Source organism: Streptomyces sp. NPDC102270, from assembly GCF_044766405.1.
Lineage (GTDB): Bacteria > Actinomycetota > Actinomycetes > Streptomycetales > Streptomycetaceae > Streptomyces.
Genome location: NZ_JBIWLX010000011.1, coordinates 235,108 through 250,041 on the forward strand (window position 1 = coordinate 235,108; position 14,934 = coordinate 250,041).

Annotated in this window: 11 protein-coding genes and 1 tRNA gene; 6 read left to right on the top strand and 6 right to left on the bottom strand. The window is 70.6% G+C overall.

Annotation, left to right across the window (positions count from 1 at the left end; all coding sequences use genetic code 11):
- Window positions 1–48 precede the first annotated feature (48 nt).
- The gene (locus tag ACIRP7_RS24430) at window positions 49–822 is read left to right on the top strand and encodes a sulfite exporter TauE/SafE family protein (RefSeq protein WP_403663248.1); all 774 of its coding nucleotides are present in this window, start codon (window positions 49–51) and stop codon (window positions 820–822) included.
- 98 nt (window positions 823–920) lie between these two features.
- Complete coding sequence (locus ACIRP7_RS24435; protein ID WP_403663251.1) at window positions 921–1,670, top strand: cobalt-precorrin-6A reductase; 750 nt, start codon at window positions 921–923, stop codon at window positions 1,668–1,670.
- A gap of 55 nt (window positions 1,671–1,725) precedes the next feature.
- Here the strand turns inward: ACIRP7_RS24435 and cobF are convergent, their stop codons facing one another.
- Together cobF and ACIRP7_RS24445 are read right to left on the bottom strand one after the other, a co-directional pair.
- Window positions 1,726–2,499 carry a precorrin-6A synthase (deacetylating) gene (gene cobF, locus ACIRP7_RS24440; RefSeq protein ID WP_403663254.1) on the bottom strand — a complete coding sequence of 258 codons (774 nt, stop codon included), beginning with the start codon at window positions 2,497–2,499 and terminating at the stop codon, window positions 1,726–1,728.
- A 468-nt stretch (window positions 2,500–2,967) separates the two neighbouring features.
- Window positions 2,968–3,489: a DUF309 domain-containing protein gene (locus ACIRP7_RS24445; protein ID WP_403663257.1), complete on the bottom strand. Its 522-nt coding sequence runs from the start codon at window positions 3,487–3,489 to the stop codon at window positions 2,968–2,970.
- A gap of 100 nt (window positions 3,490–3,589) precedes the next feature.
- Here ACIRP7_RS24445 and ACIRP7_RS24450 point away from each other — a divergent pair.
- Window positions 3,590–3,663, top strand: a tRNA-Pro gene (locus ACIRP7_RS24450).
- 578 nt (window positions 3,664–4,241) lie between these two features.
- Here ACIRP7_RS24450 and ACIRP7_RS24455 read toward each other — a convergent pair.
- The 4 genes from ACIRP7_RS24455 to dhaK all read right to left on the bottom strand — a co-directional run bounded on the left by ACIRP7_RS24455 (window position 4,242) and on the right by dhaK (window position 9,928).
- Complete coding sequence (locus ACIRP7_RS24455; RefSeq protein WP_403663595.1) at window positions 4,242–5,717, bottom strand: cellulase family glycosylhydrolase; 1,476 nt, start codon at window positions 5,715–5,717, stop codon at window positions 4,242–4,244.
- Window positions 5,718–5,862: 145 nt separating this feature from the next.
- Window positions 5,863–7,041 (bottom strand): cellulose binding domain-containing protein, encoded by a 1,179-nt coding sequence (locus ACIRP7_RS24460; RefSeq protein WP_403663260.1) that lies wholly within the window; start codon window positions 7,039–7,041, stop codon window positions 5,863–5,865.
- Window positions 7,042–7,057: 16 nt separating this feature from the next.
- On the bottom strand, window positions 7,058–8,320 hold the full coding sequence (locus ACIRP7_RS24465) for a cellulose binding domain-containing protein (RefSeq protein ID WP_403663263.1): 1,263 nt from the start codon (window positions 8,318–8,320) through the stop codon (window positions 7,058–7,060).
- A 603-nt stretch (window positions 8,321–8,923) separates the two neighbouring features.
- Window positions 8,924–9,928 carry a dihydroxyacetone kinase subunit DhaK gene (dhaK, locus tag ACIRP7_RS24470; protein WP_403663266.1) on the bottom strand — a complete coding sequence of 335 codons (1,005 nt, stop codon included), beginning with the start codon at window positions 9,926–9,928 and terminating at the stop codon, window positions 8,924–8,926.
- 578 nt (window positions 9,929–10,506) lie between these two features.
- Here dhaK and ACIRP7_RS24475 point away from each other — a divergent pair.
- From ACIRP7_RS24475 to ACIRP7_RS24485, 3 genes are all read left to right on the top strand, one after another.
- Window positions 10,507–11,361: an MIP/aquaporin family protein gene (locus ACIRP7_RS24475; RefSeq protein ID WP_403663269.1), complete on the top strand. Its 855-nt coding sequence runs from the start codon at window positions 10,507–10,509 to the stop codon at window positions 11,359–11,361.
- 86 nt (window positions 11,362–11,447) lie between these two features.
- The gene (gene glpK, locus ACIRP7_RS24480; protein WP_403663272.1) at window positions 11,448–12,965 is read left to right on the top strand and encodes a glycerol kinase GlpK; all 1,518 of its coding nucleotides are present in this window, start codon (window positions 11,448–11,450) and stop codon (window positions 12,963–12,965) included.
- A gap of 81 nt (window positions 12,966–13,046) precedes the next feature.
- Window positions 13,047–14,759, top strand: coding sequence for a glycerol-3-phosphate dehydrogenase/oxidase (locus tag ACIRP7_RS24485; RefSeq protein ID WP_403663275.1), 1,713 nt, complete (start codon window positions 13,047–13,049; stop codon window positions 14,757–14,759).
- The last annotated feature ends 175 nt before the right edge of the window (window positions 14,760–14,934 follow it).

Genomic DNA, 14,934 nt, shown 5'->3' on the forward strand with positions numbered 1-14,934 from the left:
AGACGGCACTTACGGCACCGGTGACCTGCACTTAGCATCGGTCTCCGCATGGACACGATGACGCTCTGGCACATTTCCGTCTGGGGGTTCGCCGCGCTCGCCGCCGCGGCCCTGCTCGTCGGCTTCTCCAAGACGGCGGTGAGCGGGGCCAACACGGTCAGCCTCGCGATCTTCGCCGCGGTGCTGCCCGCCCGCGCCTCCACCGGAGCGCTGCTGCCGATCCTGATCGCCGGGGACGTGCTCGCGGTGCTCACCTACCGGCGGCACGCCCACTGGCCCACCCTGTGGCGGCTGTTCCCAGCGGTCGCGGTCGGCGTGGTCGCCGGCACGCTCTTCCTGCAGTGGGCGGACGACGGGATGGTACGGACGTCGATCGGTGCGATCCTGCTGTTCATGGCCGCGGTGACGGTCTGGCGCCGCCGCACGGCCGACGCGGAGAAGGACCCCGACTCGGTCGTCACCCGGACCGGCCGTGTCAAGGCCCGCTCCTACGGCGTCCTCGGCGGCTTCACCACCATGGTCGCGAACGCCGGCGGCCCGGTGATGTCGATGTACCTGCTGTCGGCGGGCTTCCGCAAACTCGGTTTCCTCGGCACCTCGGCGTTCTTCTTCCTGATCGTCAACGTCTCCAAAGTGCCCTTCAGTGTCGGCCTCGGCCTGATCGACGGCCATTCGCTGCTGCTCGACCTCGCCCTCGTGGCGTTCGTCGTGCCCGGCGCGCTCCTCGGCAAATGGGCGGTGAACCGGATCAACCAGCGGCTCTTCGAACAGCTGGTGATCGCGGCGACGATCGTGGGCGGCGTACAGCTGCTGCTCCGCTGACGCGCCGAGCGGCGCCGACAGGTCTCATGACCCAGGGCTCTCTGGCGCTCGTCACCCGGCCCGCCGCGCCTCGCCCCTGACCTCGTACGCTACCCGCCATGTCCCCGCACATCCTGATCCTCGGCGGTACCACCGAAGCCCGTGAACTGGCCGCCGCGCTCGCGTCGCGGCCGGGAGTCCGCGTCACCACCTCTCTCGCGGGGCGGGTGACCCGGCCGGGCACGGTCGCGGGGGAGGTGCGGATCGGGGGGTTCGGCGGGGTGGAGGGGCTGGCCGGCTGGCTGCGGGAGGAGCGGGTCGACGCACTGGTCGACGCCACGCATCCCTTCGCCCGGGCGATCACCGCCCATGCGGCCCGGGCGGCCTCGATGACCGGCGTGCCCTCCGTGGTACTGCGCCGCCCGGGCTGGCGACCGGGACCGGGGGACCGCTGGCATGCGGTCGACTCCCTGGACGAGGCAGCGGAGTTGCTGCCCAGCCTCGGCCGACGGGTGTTCCTGACCACCGGCCGCACAGAGCTCGCCGCCTTCGCCCACCTCACCGATGTGCACTTCGTCGTACGGTCGGTGGAACTGCCCGAGCCGCCCATGCCCCCGCACACCGAAGTCCTCCTGGCCCGCGGCCCCTTCACGGTGACCGACGAGTCGACGCTCCTCCACGACCACTGCATCGACGTCCTGGTCACCAAGGACAGCGGGGGAACGGCCACGTCCGCCAAACTCACGGCCGCCCGCGAACTGGCCCTGCCCGTGGTGGTCGTACGCCGGCCGCTTCTCCCGGACGGGGTGAGTACGGCGCCGGACGTGGCGGGCGTGCAGAGGTGGCTGGACCAGCTCGGCACACCGTGAGGACCATCCCTGCCCACGGGGCGGTCCGCCCGGGTGCCCACTGTGCTTCCGGCGCCTACCGCTGCTTCGGATTCCGGCGCAGCAGATACGTGTCCATGATCCAGCCCTTGCGCTCCCTGGCCTCGGCGCGCAGCCGCTCGATCCGGGGCGCCGTCTCGGCGATCGGACCGGAGGCGAGGATCTCGTCCGGCGTGCCTATGTAGGCACCCCAGTAGATGTCGATGTCCTGGTCGGCGTAAGCGCGGAAGGCCTGGTGGGCGTCGAGCATCACGACCACGTCGTCCACACCCTCCGGGAAGCCCTCGGAGAGACGCCGCCCGGTGGTGATCTGGACCGGCCGGGCGACCCGGTTCAGGCCGGTGCGATGCCGTGCCACCAGCGCCGACACACTGCTGATGCCGGGCACGACGTCGTACTCGAAGGCCACCGAGCCCCGCTCCAGGATTTCCTCCAGGATGCCCAGCGTGCTGTCGTACAGCGCGGGATCCCCCCACACCAGGAACGCGCCGCTGTCCTCCTCGCCGAGTTCCTCGGAGATCAGCCGCTCGTAGATGTCGGCGCGGGCGCTGCGCCAGTCACCGACGGCGGGGGAGTAGGCGGAACCGCCCGCGGCACGGTCCCGCTCCGGGTCCCGGGCCTCCACCACCCGGTACGACCCCTCCGGTATGTGCGCGTCCAGCATGTCCCGGCGCAACTGTGTGAGATCGCCCTTCACCTCGCCTTTGTCCAGGACGAAGAACACGTCCGTGTTCCGCAGCACCCTGACCGCCTGGAGGGTGAGCTGTTCGGGGTCGCCCGCGCCGATACCGATGACATGAATCTTTCGCACACCCCGAGTCTGCCCCACACCACTGACAGCGACGGCACCGCGTCCGGGTAGTGCGCCCACGACCACGGCTTTCCGGCTCGCGCGTCGGGAAGGACGGCCACGACCGCGGTCCCCGACACCCGTGGCCGTGGTGGTGGGCCGGCGTGCTGAGGTATCCCCTGGCCGCCGTGAGGCGGGCTTGTTCGTGGCCGTCATCCCCGCGGGCGACGTAGGGCTTGTCCGCCTGGCATGACCCCCGCGGCCAATCTGCAGGGCTCGTGCACCGGGCCACGTGTCCGCGTCGTGGTGGGGGAGGCGTGCTGGGTGTCGCGCCCGCAGCCGTGTCGAGGGGGACCGGCCGCGCCCGCGCGGCGGGACCGCGTGCCGACGTTGCCCCGCGCCCTGGCGTCACTCCCGCAGCAAGGTGCAGAGCCCACCCGCACTGGGCATCGCCCCAAAAGCCGCTGCGCAGCGCTCACGTGCCCCGCGTCACCCTCGTAGCCGAGGACTGCGGGCCCGGGCGTCCACCGCCGAGCCGCTCTGCTCCACCTCCTGTGCCAGCTGCCGGGCCCACCCGGTGAGCCCGGCCAGATCCATCCCGTACGACTGCTTCCCCCGCCCGACAGTCGACGCGCCCCACTCCTCCAGGGCACCGGCGCCGCGCCGCAGCAGCCTCGCCCCGCCCGTGACGTTCCCCCGGGCCGCGTGGGTCAGCCCCACCGCGAGCTGGGCCAGCCCCCGCCACAGGGCGCGCTCCTCGTCGGGCCCCGACTTCCAGGCGTCCTCGAAGACCTCGTGCGCGTGGAAGGGGCGCCCGGCGTTCAGTAGTTCCTGAGCCTCGGCCACGGTCTGCTGCGGGGTGCGCACCACGCCCTCCGGCTGCCGGGCGACGCCGTCGGCGCCGTACGGAAGTGGCCGCCCGAGCCCGTCCCGCGGTCGGGCGTTGCGCGCCCGCCCCTCGCTGTCCCGGTCCCGGGCGTCCGTCTGCCGTCCTGAGGATGTACTGGCCATACGACGATTGTCCCGCGCTCGGTGCCGGCTTCGGTCCGGCCCCCGACGTGGGGTAAAGTTCTGACCGCGCGTTCCCGCGGTCCGCCGCGGGGCAGCGCACCGGGACGTGGCGCAGCTTGGTAGCGCACTTGACTGGGGGTCAAGGGGTCGCAGGTTCAAATCCTGTCGTCCCGACTGGAGACAGTCGCAGGTGAGGGCCGGTTTCGGAGGTTTCCGCAACCGGCCCTTGATCATTTGTGGGGACCGGTCGGGGACCGCGCCTTCGCAGCGGGCGGTCGCCCCAGTCCAGATCCATCGGCTGGTGTCGATGTCTCCGAAGCGGCAGCCTGAGACCTCGCCCATCCGGGCGGCGGTGCAGGCGGCGAAGGGTCGCGATCTCCCCAGCCGCGGTAGTGGTCGCCGGCCGGCGCCCGGGCGGGGTTGACCTCGACGATGCCGTCACCGGTGGCCTGGAGCCGGTCGCCAAGCGCCCGCGGCCTGCACTGTCAAGCAGATCCCCCGCCCGCACGCACGAGGAATTCTGTCGGACAAGGACGCATGGGCATCCGGCCGGTGAGGGACGCTCCGATGCCGGCCGCCGACCGGGTTCACACCCGGAGTCCGGGAGCAGGCGACTCCCCTGTGGGCTGCGGTTCGAGCACCTCGCCACACTCACACTCGTGGTGGTCGAGAGCCGCCCGGGCCGAGTTGTGCCGTTGGGGCATCCGGCCGGGGCGGCGTCGTACGCGGCTGGGCAGCCGCTGGGTGCGCGGCTACGAGGTCGTGTAGGGGTCCTGGCTGATCAGGTGGGCCTTCAGCCCCTCGCCGACGCCAGGTTCCGGGGTTCCGGCCCAGTCCTTGATGAGTACGGCGCCGGTGCTGCAGCCCCACGGGTTCCAGGTCCATGCGAGATAGCCCATGTTGTGCGCGTCGGCCCAGTCGACCAGCCGCTGCATGTAGTCGAAGCCGCAGTTGTCCTGGCCGAACTCACCGATGACGACCGGTACCTGTTGTGCGAGCGGCGCGACCTGGCTGTCCCAGCAGGATTCGGTCGCGCAGGCGTTGAAGCTGTAGGAGTGCCAGGACGCGGCGAGGTTGTTCAGTGGGTCGGTCGGCTTGTACGTCAGCCACTCCCGCATGTCGTTGGCCCACTCCAGGCCACCCAGCATGAGGACGTTGGTCGCTCCGGTGGCCCGAACAGCGTCGACCAGGTCCTGCATGCCGGCGGTTTCATAGGGGAGGCCGGTGCAGGTGCCGCCGTCTCGCCAACACGTCCAACCGAGGGTCTTGTCCCAGTTGCTTGCGACCTCCGGGTACGGCTCGTTGAACAGATCGAAAACGACGGCGTCGTCGCCCTTGAACGCGTTGGCGACACCGGTCCAGAACTGGGGGGCGTACAGCGCGTCCGGCATCGGCTTCTGGCACGTCGCGGTGGCGTCCTTGCAGTGCCAGTCCGGCCCGTTGGTGTACGCACCCCGGGTCCAGTGCAGATCGAGGATCGGGGTGATGCCGTTGGCCACCAGCAGGTTGACGTAGTCCTTGACGCCCTGCTGGTAGGTGGCTCCACTGGGCGAGCCGTTGATACCGAGCCAGCATTCCTCGTTCAACGGCACGCGTACCGCGTGGATGTTCCAGGTCTTCATCGCGTCGACGGACGCCTGGTCGACCGGGCCGCTGTCCCATAGCCCCTTGCCCTGCACACAAGCGTATTCACCGCTGGAGCGGTCCACACCCAGCAGCCGGTACTGCTTGCCGCTCGCGGTGACGATCTTGTTACCGGAAACCTTCAGCTCCGGGGCCGGATCACTGGGACCGTTGGTCGGAGTGGTGGTGGGGCTGGGGGTCGGAGATGTCACCGAGCCGGTACAGGTCACGCCGTTGAGCGCAATCGGTGCGGGTTCCGGATTGGCGCCCTTCCACGCACCGGTGAACCCGATGGAAGCCGACTTGCCCGTATCCAGCGCTCCGTTCCAGTCGAGGCTGGTGGCGGACACGCGGGTTCCGGACTGTGTCCACGTGGCACTCCAGCCGTTGGTGACCCTCTGGTCGGAGTTCGGGAAGTCGAACGTCGCGGTCCACCCTCGCACGGGGGAGCCGAGATTGGTGATGGCCAGGTTCGCGGTGAACCCTCCCGGCCATTCGCTCTGCACCTTGTACGCGATCGAGCAGCCGTTGGCGGCTGCCGACGCGGGCAGGGTGGCGATTGCAAGGCCACCCAGGATCAGTGCACCGGCGGCGCCGGTGGCCATCAAGGCGTGACGACGTTTCACTTGATCTCCTCGTTGCCGTAAGAGATCGATGAGCTCGATACGGGTACTGCGTGCCGTACGGATCAAGGAATCAACAACTGTCGCGCGTTCAGATCCTGTCTTGCCGACGGATCCCATGCGGGCGTCAGCAGCCGATCGGTGAGGAGCCCAGGGCCACGTCGTCGAACCAGAGAGTGTCGTCCCCGGTGCCGTAGCTCTCCCACCCCAGGCGCAGGCCGGTGGGGCGGGGAGGGGTCCTGCGGGCGAGCCACTGCCCGTCGACGTTCTGGGTCGCCACCCCGTCCACGTGCAGTCCGGCGACCTCCTGGTCGTCGACCCAGGTGCGCATGGACTGGGCGGTGGTGTCGATCTGGAACCGCAGGCACAGCCACCGGCCCGTCGGCAGCGGCGTGCTGAGCGCGACCCCCGCCGGGCTCTGTTCCGGCAGCGTCGCGTCGTCGCTCTCGCGGTTCCACTGCAGCGCGCCGTTCTGCCCGCCGACGCGCAGCGCCCTGCCGCCCTGTGAGGCGTCCGGCATGGATACGAAGGTGACGTGGTCGATGGGCAGGGCGGTGGTGTGCCGGACCCGCATGCGTACGTACACCACGGGCCCGACGGAGGACAGATCGCGGGTGGAGGCTGCGAAGACGTGGTTGCAGTAGCCGGCGCCGCCGTCGACGCGCAGCGACCTGGTGCCGCTGTAGGCGACGGACGTGTCGACGCTGACCTTCCCCGTGCCCTGGCAGTCGGGTGCCGTGGTCTGCCAGGGGCCCGAGGGCACGGTACCGGTCTGGTCCTCGAAGTCGGAGCAGATCGTCGCCCCGGCGCATTCGGCCGGCGCCGTGGCTGTCGCGGTCGCTGTCGGTGAGGCGGTCGCCGTCGGGGTGGGACCCGCGGTTCCGCCGCACGGCGTGCCGTTGAGGGCAAAGGCGGTGGGAGCCGGGTCGGCGGTGCGCCAGATGCCCTGGAACCCGAAGTCCACGGACCCGCCGGTGGCGAGCACGGCATTGTGCGCGACGTTCACAGCGGCCACCGCGCTGCCCGACTGGGTGACCTGCGCGTTCCAGGCGGACGTGACCTGCTGGTCGCCGCCGTAGGTCCACTCCAGCCGCCAGCCGTTCAGGGCGGCGCCGAGATTCGTGACGCGGATCTGGGCGGTGAAGCCGCCGGACCACTCGTCGGTGGTGTACGTGACCGTGCAGCCCGTCGCCGCACCCTGAGCGCGCGACGCCGCGATGGCAGGAAGCGCCACCGCCACCACGGTCAGCACCAACGCCCAGACCGGCATGCGGTGGCGGCACACGCGTAATGAAGTCATGGCCATGATCAATCCTTGAGAGTCAGGACGCGGTGCAGGAGAGTGTGCCGAGGTCTCGGGCGTCGCCGCTGAGCGTCATCCCCCAGGTCGTCGACGCGCCCGGTGTCAGCGAGCCGTTGTAGGAGGCGTTGTGAACGGTGGTGGCGGGGCGGGACGGATCCACCACCGCGTTCCAGCGGTTCGCCACGGTCACACCGCCCGGCAGGGTGTGGTGCACCGACCAGTCGGTGACCGGCCGGGACCCGCTGTTGGTGACCGTGACGTCGGCCTGGTACCCGCCCTGCCATGAGCCGGTCAGCTTCCACTCCGCCGTGCAGGCGGTGTCGCCGGAGGGGCTCGGCGCGGGAGTGGGAGGTGGTGTCCCTCCAGAGCTGCCGGTGGTGTAGGAGACGGCGGTGTAGTCCTGCGAGCAGCCTCCCGCGCAGCCTGACGGCAGCGAGAAGGAGTACGTACGGCCGCCGCCCAGCCAGGCGTCGGCTGCGTCGCGGATACGTATGGTGAAGCCGCTCTGGCCGGAGGCCGTCGCGCCGATGACGTAGGACTGCCCCATGTCGCTGTTCATCGCGGCGTCGGTCCAGGTGCCGTTCGCCAGGTACTGGACGCCGTGGATGCCGTCCGGGAGATGGGAGACGGCGATGGCGGGCCAGTACCGCTGGGCTCCCCTGAGGAAGCCGATACGGATGTCGCCGCTGTAGTCCGGGGCCGGGACGAAGCTCCAGGAGACATGACGGTTGTTCCAGCGGTCCGGGTACATCGTCCCCACTGGGGTGCCGCCGATCCGGAAGCGGTTGAGGGAGTCGGTTGCCAGGTCGAGGTGGTTGGGGTCGTCCCGGCACCAGGCGTTGGAATCGGCGCAGCTGTCCGCGACGAGCATGGTCATGGTGGCCCCGTTGTACTGGTCGGCCACCCAGGAGCCGTCGCGGCAGAAGGGCCGGCCCGGGGCGCCGTCGTTGGTGCCGGTGCAGTAGTCCCCGATGGTGACCTTGACCCAGCGGCCGCAGTTGCGGCCGTTGTCGAAGGCGCCCTTGACCGCTGCGCTTGAGTCCGGCACCGGGCGGGGGTAGGTGCTCGAGTAGTCGCCGGGTGTGTTGAACACGTTGAGCGCCACGAAGTCCTGGCTGTCCAGTTCGCGCTGCGGCAGACCGCAGCCGCCGTAGGGGCTGCCGAGCCCGGCGAAGTGGGTCGCGTTGCCCAGGACCTCAGAGGCGGCGGCACTCGCCGCGGGCGGCTGGGCCGCCGCGGCCACGACGGGTAACGCGGCGCAGCAGAGCGCTGCCAGCAACATGGCGGTGCGCCTTCGGGCGGGCGAGCGGGGGGTCGAAAGAAGCTGCATGGGGGGATCCGCCTTCTTCGTGACGGGGCGCCGTGACGTTCGTACGGGAGTCCTCTCGGAGGGAGGGGAGTGAGCGCTGGACCACCTCCCTCATGGGAGCGCTCCCATGGTCTCCGTGTCCGGGGACTGTAGAAGAGGGTCATGGCCCTGACAAGGGGGCGCGTTCCTTTCGCTTCGCCGCGTCCGGGCCGGGGCGTGCCCGGCCCGGACAGGGGTGGAGTCAGCTGAGGTTCCACTTCTGGTTGGTGCGTCGCACGGCCACATCACGGATCCGCACTGGCGTACCTGTCCGGGCACTTGCCTGCACCCACCGCGTGCACCCTCGCGGTCCCACCCCTCCAAGGCCCCCGGACCGCGGTGAAACCACCTGGCAGGTTGCTCCCGTGGTCGGCGTCCCCGACGAGGAGCCGGCTCGGCCGGCCGGGTCCGCCTCACGCTCCGCGGTGGCCATGGCGGCCGCAGCGGCCGCCCTCCAGCGCCGGAGGAAGTCCTCGCCCCCGCACCGGATGTCCTCGCCTCGCATCGGGTGCGGCCGGTCCTACCGCCACCATGGGGTCAGCGGCCCCAGCGCAGCGCGGCGGTCTGCACGGGCGCGTCCCACAGCCGCAGCATCTCCGCGTCGGCCCGGCACAGTGTCACCGAGCAGCCCGCCATGTCCAGCGACGTGACGTAGTTGCCCACGAGCGTCCGCGCCACCGGCACGCCCCGGGCCTCCAACAGCCCGGCCACCTCGGCGTGGAACCCGTACAGCTCCAGCAGCGGCGTCGCACCCATCCCGTTGACAAGGGCCAGTACCGGCCCGTCGGCCGGAGCCACCTCCACCAGCTCGTCGAGTACGGCGCCCACCGCGACCTCCGCGATCGCCCGGGCCGGCATCATCGCGCGCCGCTCCCGGCCCGGCTCGCCGTGGATCCCGACCCCGAGCTCCATCTCCCCGTCCGGCAGGTCGAAGGTCGGGCCGCCTTTCGCGGGAGTGGCGCAGGCGCTGAGCGCCACGCCGAAGCTGCGCGAGGACTCGTTGACGCGCCGGGCGATCGCGGCCACCTGCTCCAGCGGTGCGCCCTCCTCGGCGGCCGCCCCGGCGATCTTCTCCACGAACAGGGTCGCCCCGGTGCCCCGCCGCCCGGCCGTGTACAGGCTGTCGGTGACGGCGACGTCGTCGTCGACCAGGACCCGCTCGACCCGGACGCCGTCCTCCTCGGCGAGCTCGGCGGCCATCTGGAAGTTCAGCACGTCCCCGGTGTAGTTCTTGACGACGAACAGCACGCCCTGGCCGGCCTCGACGGCGCTCGCCGCGCGCAGCATCTGGTCCGGAACGGGCGAGGTGAACACATCGCCGGGACACGCGGCCGACAGCATCCCGTACCCGACGAACCCGGCGTGCAGCGGCTCGTGCCCGGAGCCGCCCCCGGACACCAGCCCGACCCGCCCGCCCTCCCGCGCGTCTCGCCGTACGACCACCCGCCGCTCCACGTCCACGTCCAACTCCGGGTGGGCGGCAGCCACCCCCCGCAGGGCATCGGCGACCACGGTCTCCGGACTGTTGATCAGCATCTTCATGGGAACCTCCCGGGTGGAACCGGCGGCGGAGCCCGTGCCTCGTGTCCTCACGGAGCTCGGGCACAGCCGGTGACAGGCGGGCGCATGCGCGATCGCACACCACACGACCAGTGTCCGTCTCCCCGCGGACATCCGCGATCGGTGCTCGCTGCCGCCCGCCTCCCAGGGGCGGGGGCGCGGCCCCTTCGGTCCAGGCAGCCGCGTGGACCGCGAGGGCGGGTGCCGCCCGAGCGCCGCGGGTCCCGGGAGCCCACCCGGTTTGCCGACGGCGTAATGCTTGCCGGGACCGCAGTTGCGGCCGTTGTCGAAGGCGCCCTTGACCGCTGCGCTTGAGTCCGGCACCGGGCGGGCAGGACTTCGTGGCGCTCAACGTGTTCAACACACCCGGCGATGACGACGCGGAACCCGTTGCGTGCGTCGCGTCCACATCGGCGCCCAGGTCGCCCGCACCGCCGAAAGCTGCTCGTGAGTCGCAATGTCGCCTCGCGCGCGCATAACTCTGGCCCGTTTTACACTGATGTGTGGAGTACTCGGGGGAGTCGACGGCCGGTCCTCGGGCCGGCGGGAAGCGGGTACCCATGGCTGAGCGACTCAAGAGATCAGGACTGGTCGGCGAGCTTTCAGCGGAATTCGCCGGCACGATGATCCTCATCCTCTTCGGTTGTGGCGTGGTGGCTCAGGTCGTGGCAGGCGGAGCCCTCACGACTCCACCGGGTGGCCTGGGAAACCACGACAGCATCGCCTGGGCCTGGGGCCTCGGCGTCACCCTGGGTGTGTATGTCGCGGCGAGGCTGAGCGGTGCTCACCTCAATCCCGCGGTGACCGTCGCGCTGGCGGCGTTCAAGGGTTTCCCGTGGAGCAAGGTGGCTCCCTACGCGCTGGCCCAGACGGCCGGCGCCTTCGTGGCAGCCCTGCTCGTCCGGTGGAACTACACCGAGGCGCTGGCGAAGGCGGATCCCACCCACACGATCAAGACGCAGGGCGTGTTCTCCACCCTGCCCGCCAACGGCAACCCGAACCTGCCGGTCCACGAATGGGGCGCCTTCCGCGACCAGATCATCGGCACCGCGATCCTGCTGCTGCTGATCATGGCGGTCACGGACCTGCTCAACACGCCCCCCGGTGCCAACCTGGCGCCGTTCATCGTCGGTCTGATCGTCGTGGGCATCGGTATGGCCTGGGGTACCAACGCGGGTTACGCGATCAACCCGGCACGCGACTTCGGTCCCCGGCTGGCCAGCTTCTTCACCGGGTACGGCGGAGCGTGGCGAGATCAGTACGGGAACTTCTACTTCTGGGTGCCGATCATCGGTCCGCTGATCGGAGGTCTGCTGGGAGCGGGCCTGTACAAGGTCTTCATCGGCCGGTTCCTGCCGACCGCCGAGCCGGAGCCCCCGGGACGGGTACCGGCCCCGGACGAGACCGAGACCTGACACGAGAGCGGCACGAAAGCTGACCGGCTTCCGGGGTTGCCGTGATCCGGCTGCCCCGGGAGAGCCCCAAGGAGAGGCGGCATCCCATGGCGGACTTCGTCGGCGCGGTGGACCAGGGGACCACCAGCACCCGTTTCATGATCTTCGACCATGCCGGCAACGAGGTGGCGAGGCACCAGCTGGAGCACTCACAGATCCTCCCGCGCTCGGGGTGGGTCGAACACGACCCGGTGGAGATCTGGGAGCGCACCAACTCGGTGATCCAGAACGCCCTCCGGCACGGAAACCTCTCGCCGGAGGACCTGGCGGCCATCGGTATCACCAACCAACGGGAGACGACCGTCGTCTGGGACCCGCGCAACGGCCGCCCCTACTACAACGCCATCGTCTGGCAGGACACCCGTACCGACTCCATCGCGGCGGCGCTGGACCGCTCGGGCCAGGGTGACGTCATCCGCCGCAAGGCAGGGCTGCCACCGGCCACGTACTTCTCCGGCGGCAAGATCCAGTGGATCCTGGAGAACGTCGACGGAGTCCGCGAGGCGGCCGAGCAGGGCCATGCCCTCTTCGGCAACACCGACGCCTGGGTGCTGTGGAACCTCACCGGCGGCCCCGACGGCGGCATCCACGCCACCGACGTGACCAATGCCAGCCGCACCATGCTGATGGACCTGGAGACCCTCGACTGGGACGACGAACTGCTGGGTTTCTTCGGCGTTCCCCGGGCGATGTTGCCGACCATCAGCCCGTCCTCCCACCGGGAGGCGTTCGGACAGACCCGTACGTCCCGGCCGCTGCGGGCCGCCATCCCCATCACCGGGGTGCTCGGCGACCAGCAGGCAGCCACCGTCGGGCAGGTCTGCTACGCGCCGGGCGAAGCCAAGAACACCTACGGCACCGGCAACTTCCTGGTGCTCAACACCGGCACGGAACTCGTGCGGTCCCAGCACGGCCTGCTGACCACCGTGGCGTACCAGTTCGGCGACAGCCCGGCGATCTACGCCCTCGAAGGCTCCATCGCCGTCACGGGCTCCGCGGTGCAATGGCTGCGCGACCAACTGAAGATCATCAATGACGCCGCCGAGAGCGAACGCCTGGCGCGTACCGTCGAGGACAATGGCGGGATCTACTTCGTCCCCGCCTTCTCCGGCCTGTTCGCCCCGTACTGGCGTTCCGACGCCCGCGGCGCGATCGTCGGCCTCGCCCGGTACAACGACGGCGGCCACCTGGCGCGGGCCGCCCTGGAAGCCATCTGCTATCAGAGCCGCGACGTGGTGGAAGCCATGGAGCAGGACTCCGGCGTCCACCTCGACGTGCTCAAGGTCGACGGCGGTGTGACGGCCAACGACCTGTGCATGCAGATCCAGGCCGACGTGCTCGGCGTCCCGGTCAGCCGCCCGGTCGTCGCCGAGACCACCGCGCTCGGCGCCGCCTACGCAGCCGGTCTGGCCACCGGATTCTGGCGGGACACGGACGAACTGCGCACCCACTGGCAGGAGTCCAAGCGCTGGGAACCCCAGTGGTCCGAGGAACAGCGCGAGGAAGGATACGCGGGCTGGAAGAAGGCGGTGGAGCGCACGCTCGACTGGGCCAAGGTCGAATAGGTCCCGGCCGGGAGCGACCGAACGGGGCCGCGCGAGCCGCGTGCGCGGCCCCACCCGCACCCGCTGCACGAGGAGGACACCATGGCGAACCCGGTGGCTCTCTCGCCCGGGGCACGCGCGGAGGCCCTCGTCCGACTGGGAGAGGGTGAGCTCGACGTCCTCGTCGTCGGGGGCGGCGTCGTCGGCGCCGGCGCGGCCCTGGACGCCGCCACCCGGGGCCTGAGAGTCGGCCTGGTCGAAGCCCGGGACTGGGCCTCGGGCACGTCCAGCCGCTCCAGCAAGCTCATCCACGGCGGCCTGCGCTACCTGGAGATGCTGGACTTCCGGCTCGTCGCCGAAGCCCTGAAGGAACGCGGACTCCTGCTGCAGTTCCTGGCCCCTCATCTGGTGCGTCCGGTGCCGTTCCTCTACCCCCTGCGACACCGGATCCGGGAACGTCCGTACGTCGGCGCCGGCGTGCTGCTGTACGACACCATGGCCGCGGCCTCCGGTACCTCCAGAGGTCTGCCCCACCACCGCCACCTGCTCAAGCGCCGAGCCCTGCAAGAGGCGCCCGCGCTGCGCTCCGACGCCCTGGTCGGCGCGATCCAGTACTGGGACGCCCAGGTCGACGACGCCCGGCACACCATGTTCCTCGTCCGCACGGCCGTCGCCTACGGAGCGCTGGCCGCCAACCGCACCCGCGTCAGCCGCTTCCTGCGGCAGGGCGAGCGGGTGGTGGGAGCCGCTGTCACGGATCTGGAGACCGGCGACGAGACCGAGGTGCGAGCCAAGCAGGTCATCAACGCGACCGGCGTGTGGACCGACGACACCCAGGCCCTCACCGGCACGCGCGGCCAGTTCCACGTCCGCGCCTCCAAGGGCGTACACCTGCTGGTCCCCCGTGACCGGATCAACTCCCGCACCGGGCTGATCCTCCGCACCGAGAAGAGCGTGCTGTTCGTCATCCCCTGGGGACGACACTGGATCATCGGGACCACCGACACCGACTGGTCACTCGACAAGGCCCATCCCGCCCTCAGCTCCAAGGACGTCACCTACCTGCTGGAACACGTCAACAGCGTCCTGGCCACGCCGCTGGCTCCGGAGGATGTCGAAGGCGTCTACGCCGGTCTGCGTCCCCTCCTGTCGGGCGAGGCCGCGGAAACCAGCAAACTGTCGCGGGAGCACCTGGTCGCACACCCGGTACCCGGTCTCGTCGTGGTGGCGGGCGGCAAGTACACGACCTATCGGGTGATGGCCAAGGACGCGGTCGACGAGGCGGCCCGCGGCCTGGACGAGAAAGTGCCCGACTGCGTCACGCACCGCGTTCCGCTGCTCGGCGCCGACGGCTATCCGGCCCTCTGGAACTCCCGCCACAACCTCGCCCAGTCCTCCGGGCTGCATGTCGCCCGCGTCGAGCACCTGTTGAACCGCTACGGCTCCCTGGTGCACGAGCTGCTCGCCCTGGTCGCGGCCGACTCCTCGCTCGGCGAGCCGTTGCCGAGCTCCGACGACTACCTGCGGGTCGAGGCCGTGTACGCGGTGACCCATGAGGGTGCCCGTCACCTGGAGGACGTGCTCGCCCGCCGGACCCGGATCTCCATCGAGTCCTGGGACCGTGGGGTGGACGCGGCGCAGACCGTTGCGGAACTGATGGCGCCACACCTGGGATGGGACCGAGCGCGCCGGCACCGCGAGGTCGACCACTACCTGAAGCGGGTGGCCGCCGAACGAGAGGCCCAGCAGCAGCCGGACGACCGGACCGCCGACGCGGTACGGCTCGGCGCCCCCGACATCATTCCGGTGCACTGAGGCGTGCCTGAGGTAATTCCGGTGAACCGCACTGGCGAAAGCCTGCGGGAACCCTTTCTCGAGCGTTCCGGAGACTGAGTGCGGCTTTCGCTGCAGTGGCAACCTCGTCGGGACCGGCGGCCACCTACAGGCGAAGTCCCGGACGGCTCCCGCCCCGGTACCGGCCGCCACGCGG

Excerpts from the sequence above, each read along its gene's own strand:
- ACIRP7_RS24430 (WP_403663248.1), top strand. The coding sequence starts at position 49 with ATGGACACGATGACGCTCTGGCACATTTCCGTCTGGGGGTTCGCCGCG.
- ACIRP7_RS24435 (WP_403663251.1), top strand. The coding sequence starts at position 921 with ATGTCCCCGCACATCCTGATCCTCGGCGGTACCACCGAAGCCCGTGAA.
- ACIRP7_RS24445 (WP_403663257.1), bottom strand. The coding sequence starts at position 3,489 with ATGGCCAGTACATCCTCAGGACGGCAGACGGACGCCCGGGACCGGGAC.
- ACIRP7_RS24455 (WP_403663595.1), bottom strand. The coding sequence starts at position 5,717 with ATGGCCACCGGCGCCGCCGGTGCACTGATCCTGGGTGGCCTTGCAATC.
- ACIRP7_RS24460 (WP_403663260.1), bottom strand. The coding sequence starts at position 7,041 with ATGGCCATGACTTCATTACGCGTGTGCCGCCACCGCATGCCGGTCTGG.
- ACIRP7_RS24465 (WP_403663263.1), bottom strand. The coding sequence starts at position 8,320 with ATGTTGCTGGCAGCGCTCTGCTGCGCCGCGTTACCCGTCGTGGCCGCG.
- dhaK (WP_403663266.1), bottom strand. The coding sequence starts at position 9,928 with ATGAAGATGCTGATCAACAGTCCGGAGACCGTGGTCGCCGATGCCCTG.
- ACIRP7_RS24475 (WP_403663269.1), top strand. The coding sequence starts at position 10,507 with ATGGCTGAGCGACTCAAGAGATCAGGACTGGTCGGCGAGCTTTCAGCG.
- glpK (WP_403663272.1), top strand. The coding sequence starts at position 11,448 with ATGGCGGACTTCGTCGGCGCGGTGGACCAGGGGACCACCAGCACCCGT.
- ACIRP7_RS24485 (WP_403663275.1), top strand. The coding sequence starts at position 13,047 with ATGGCGAACCCGGTGGCTCTCTCGCCCGGGGCACGCGCGGAGGCCCTC.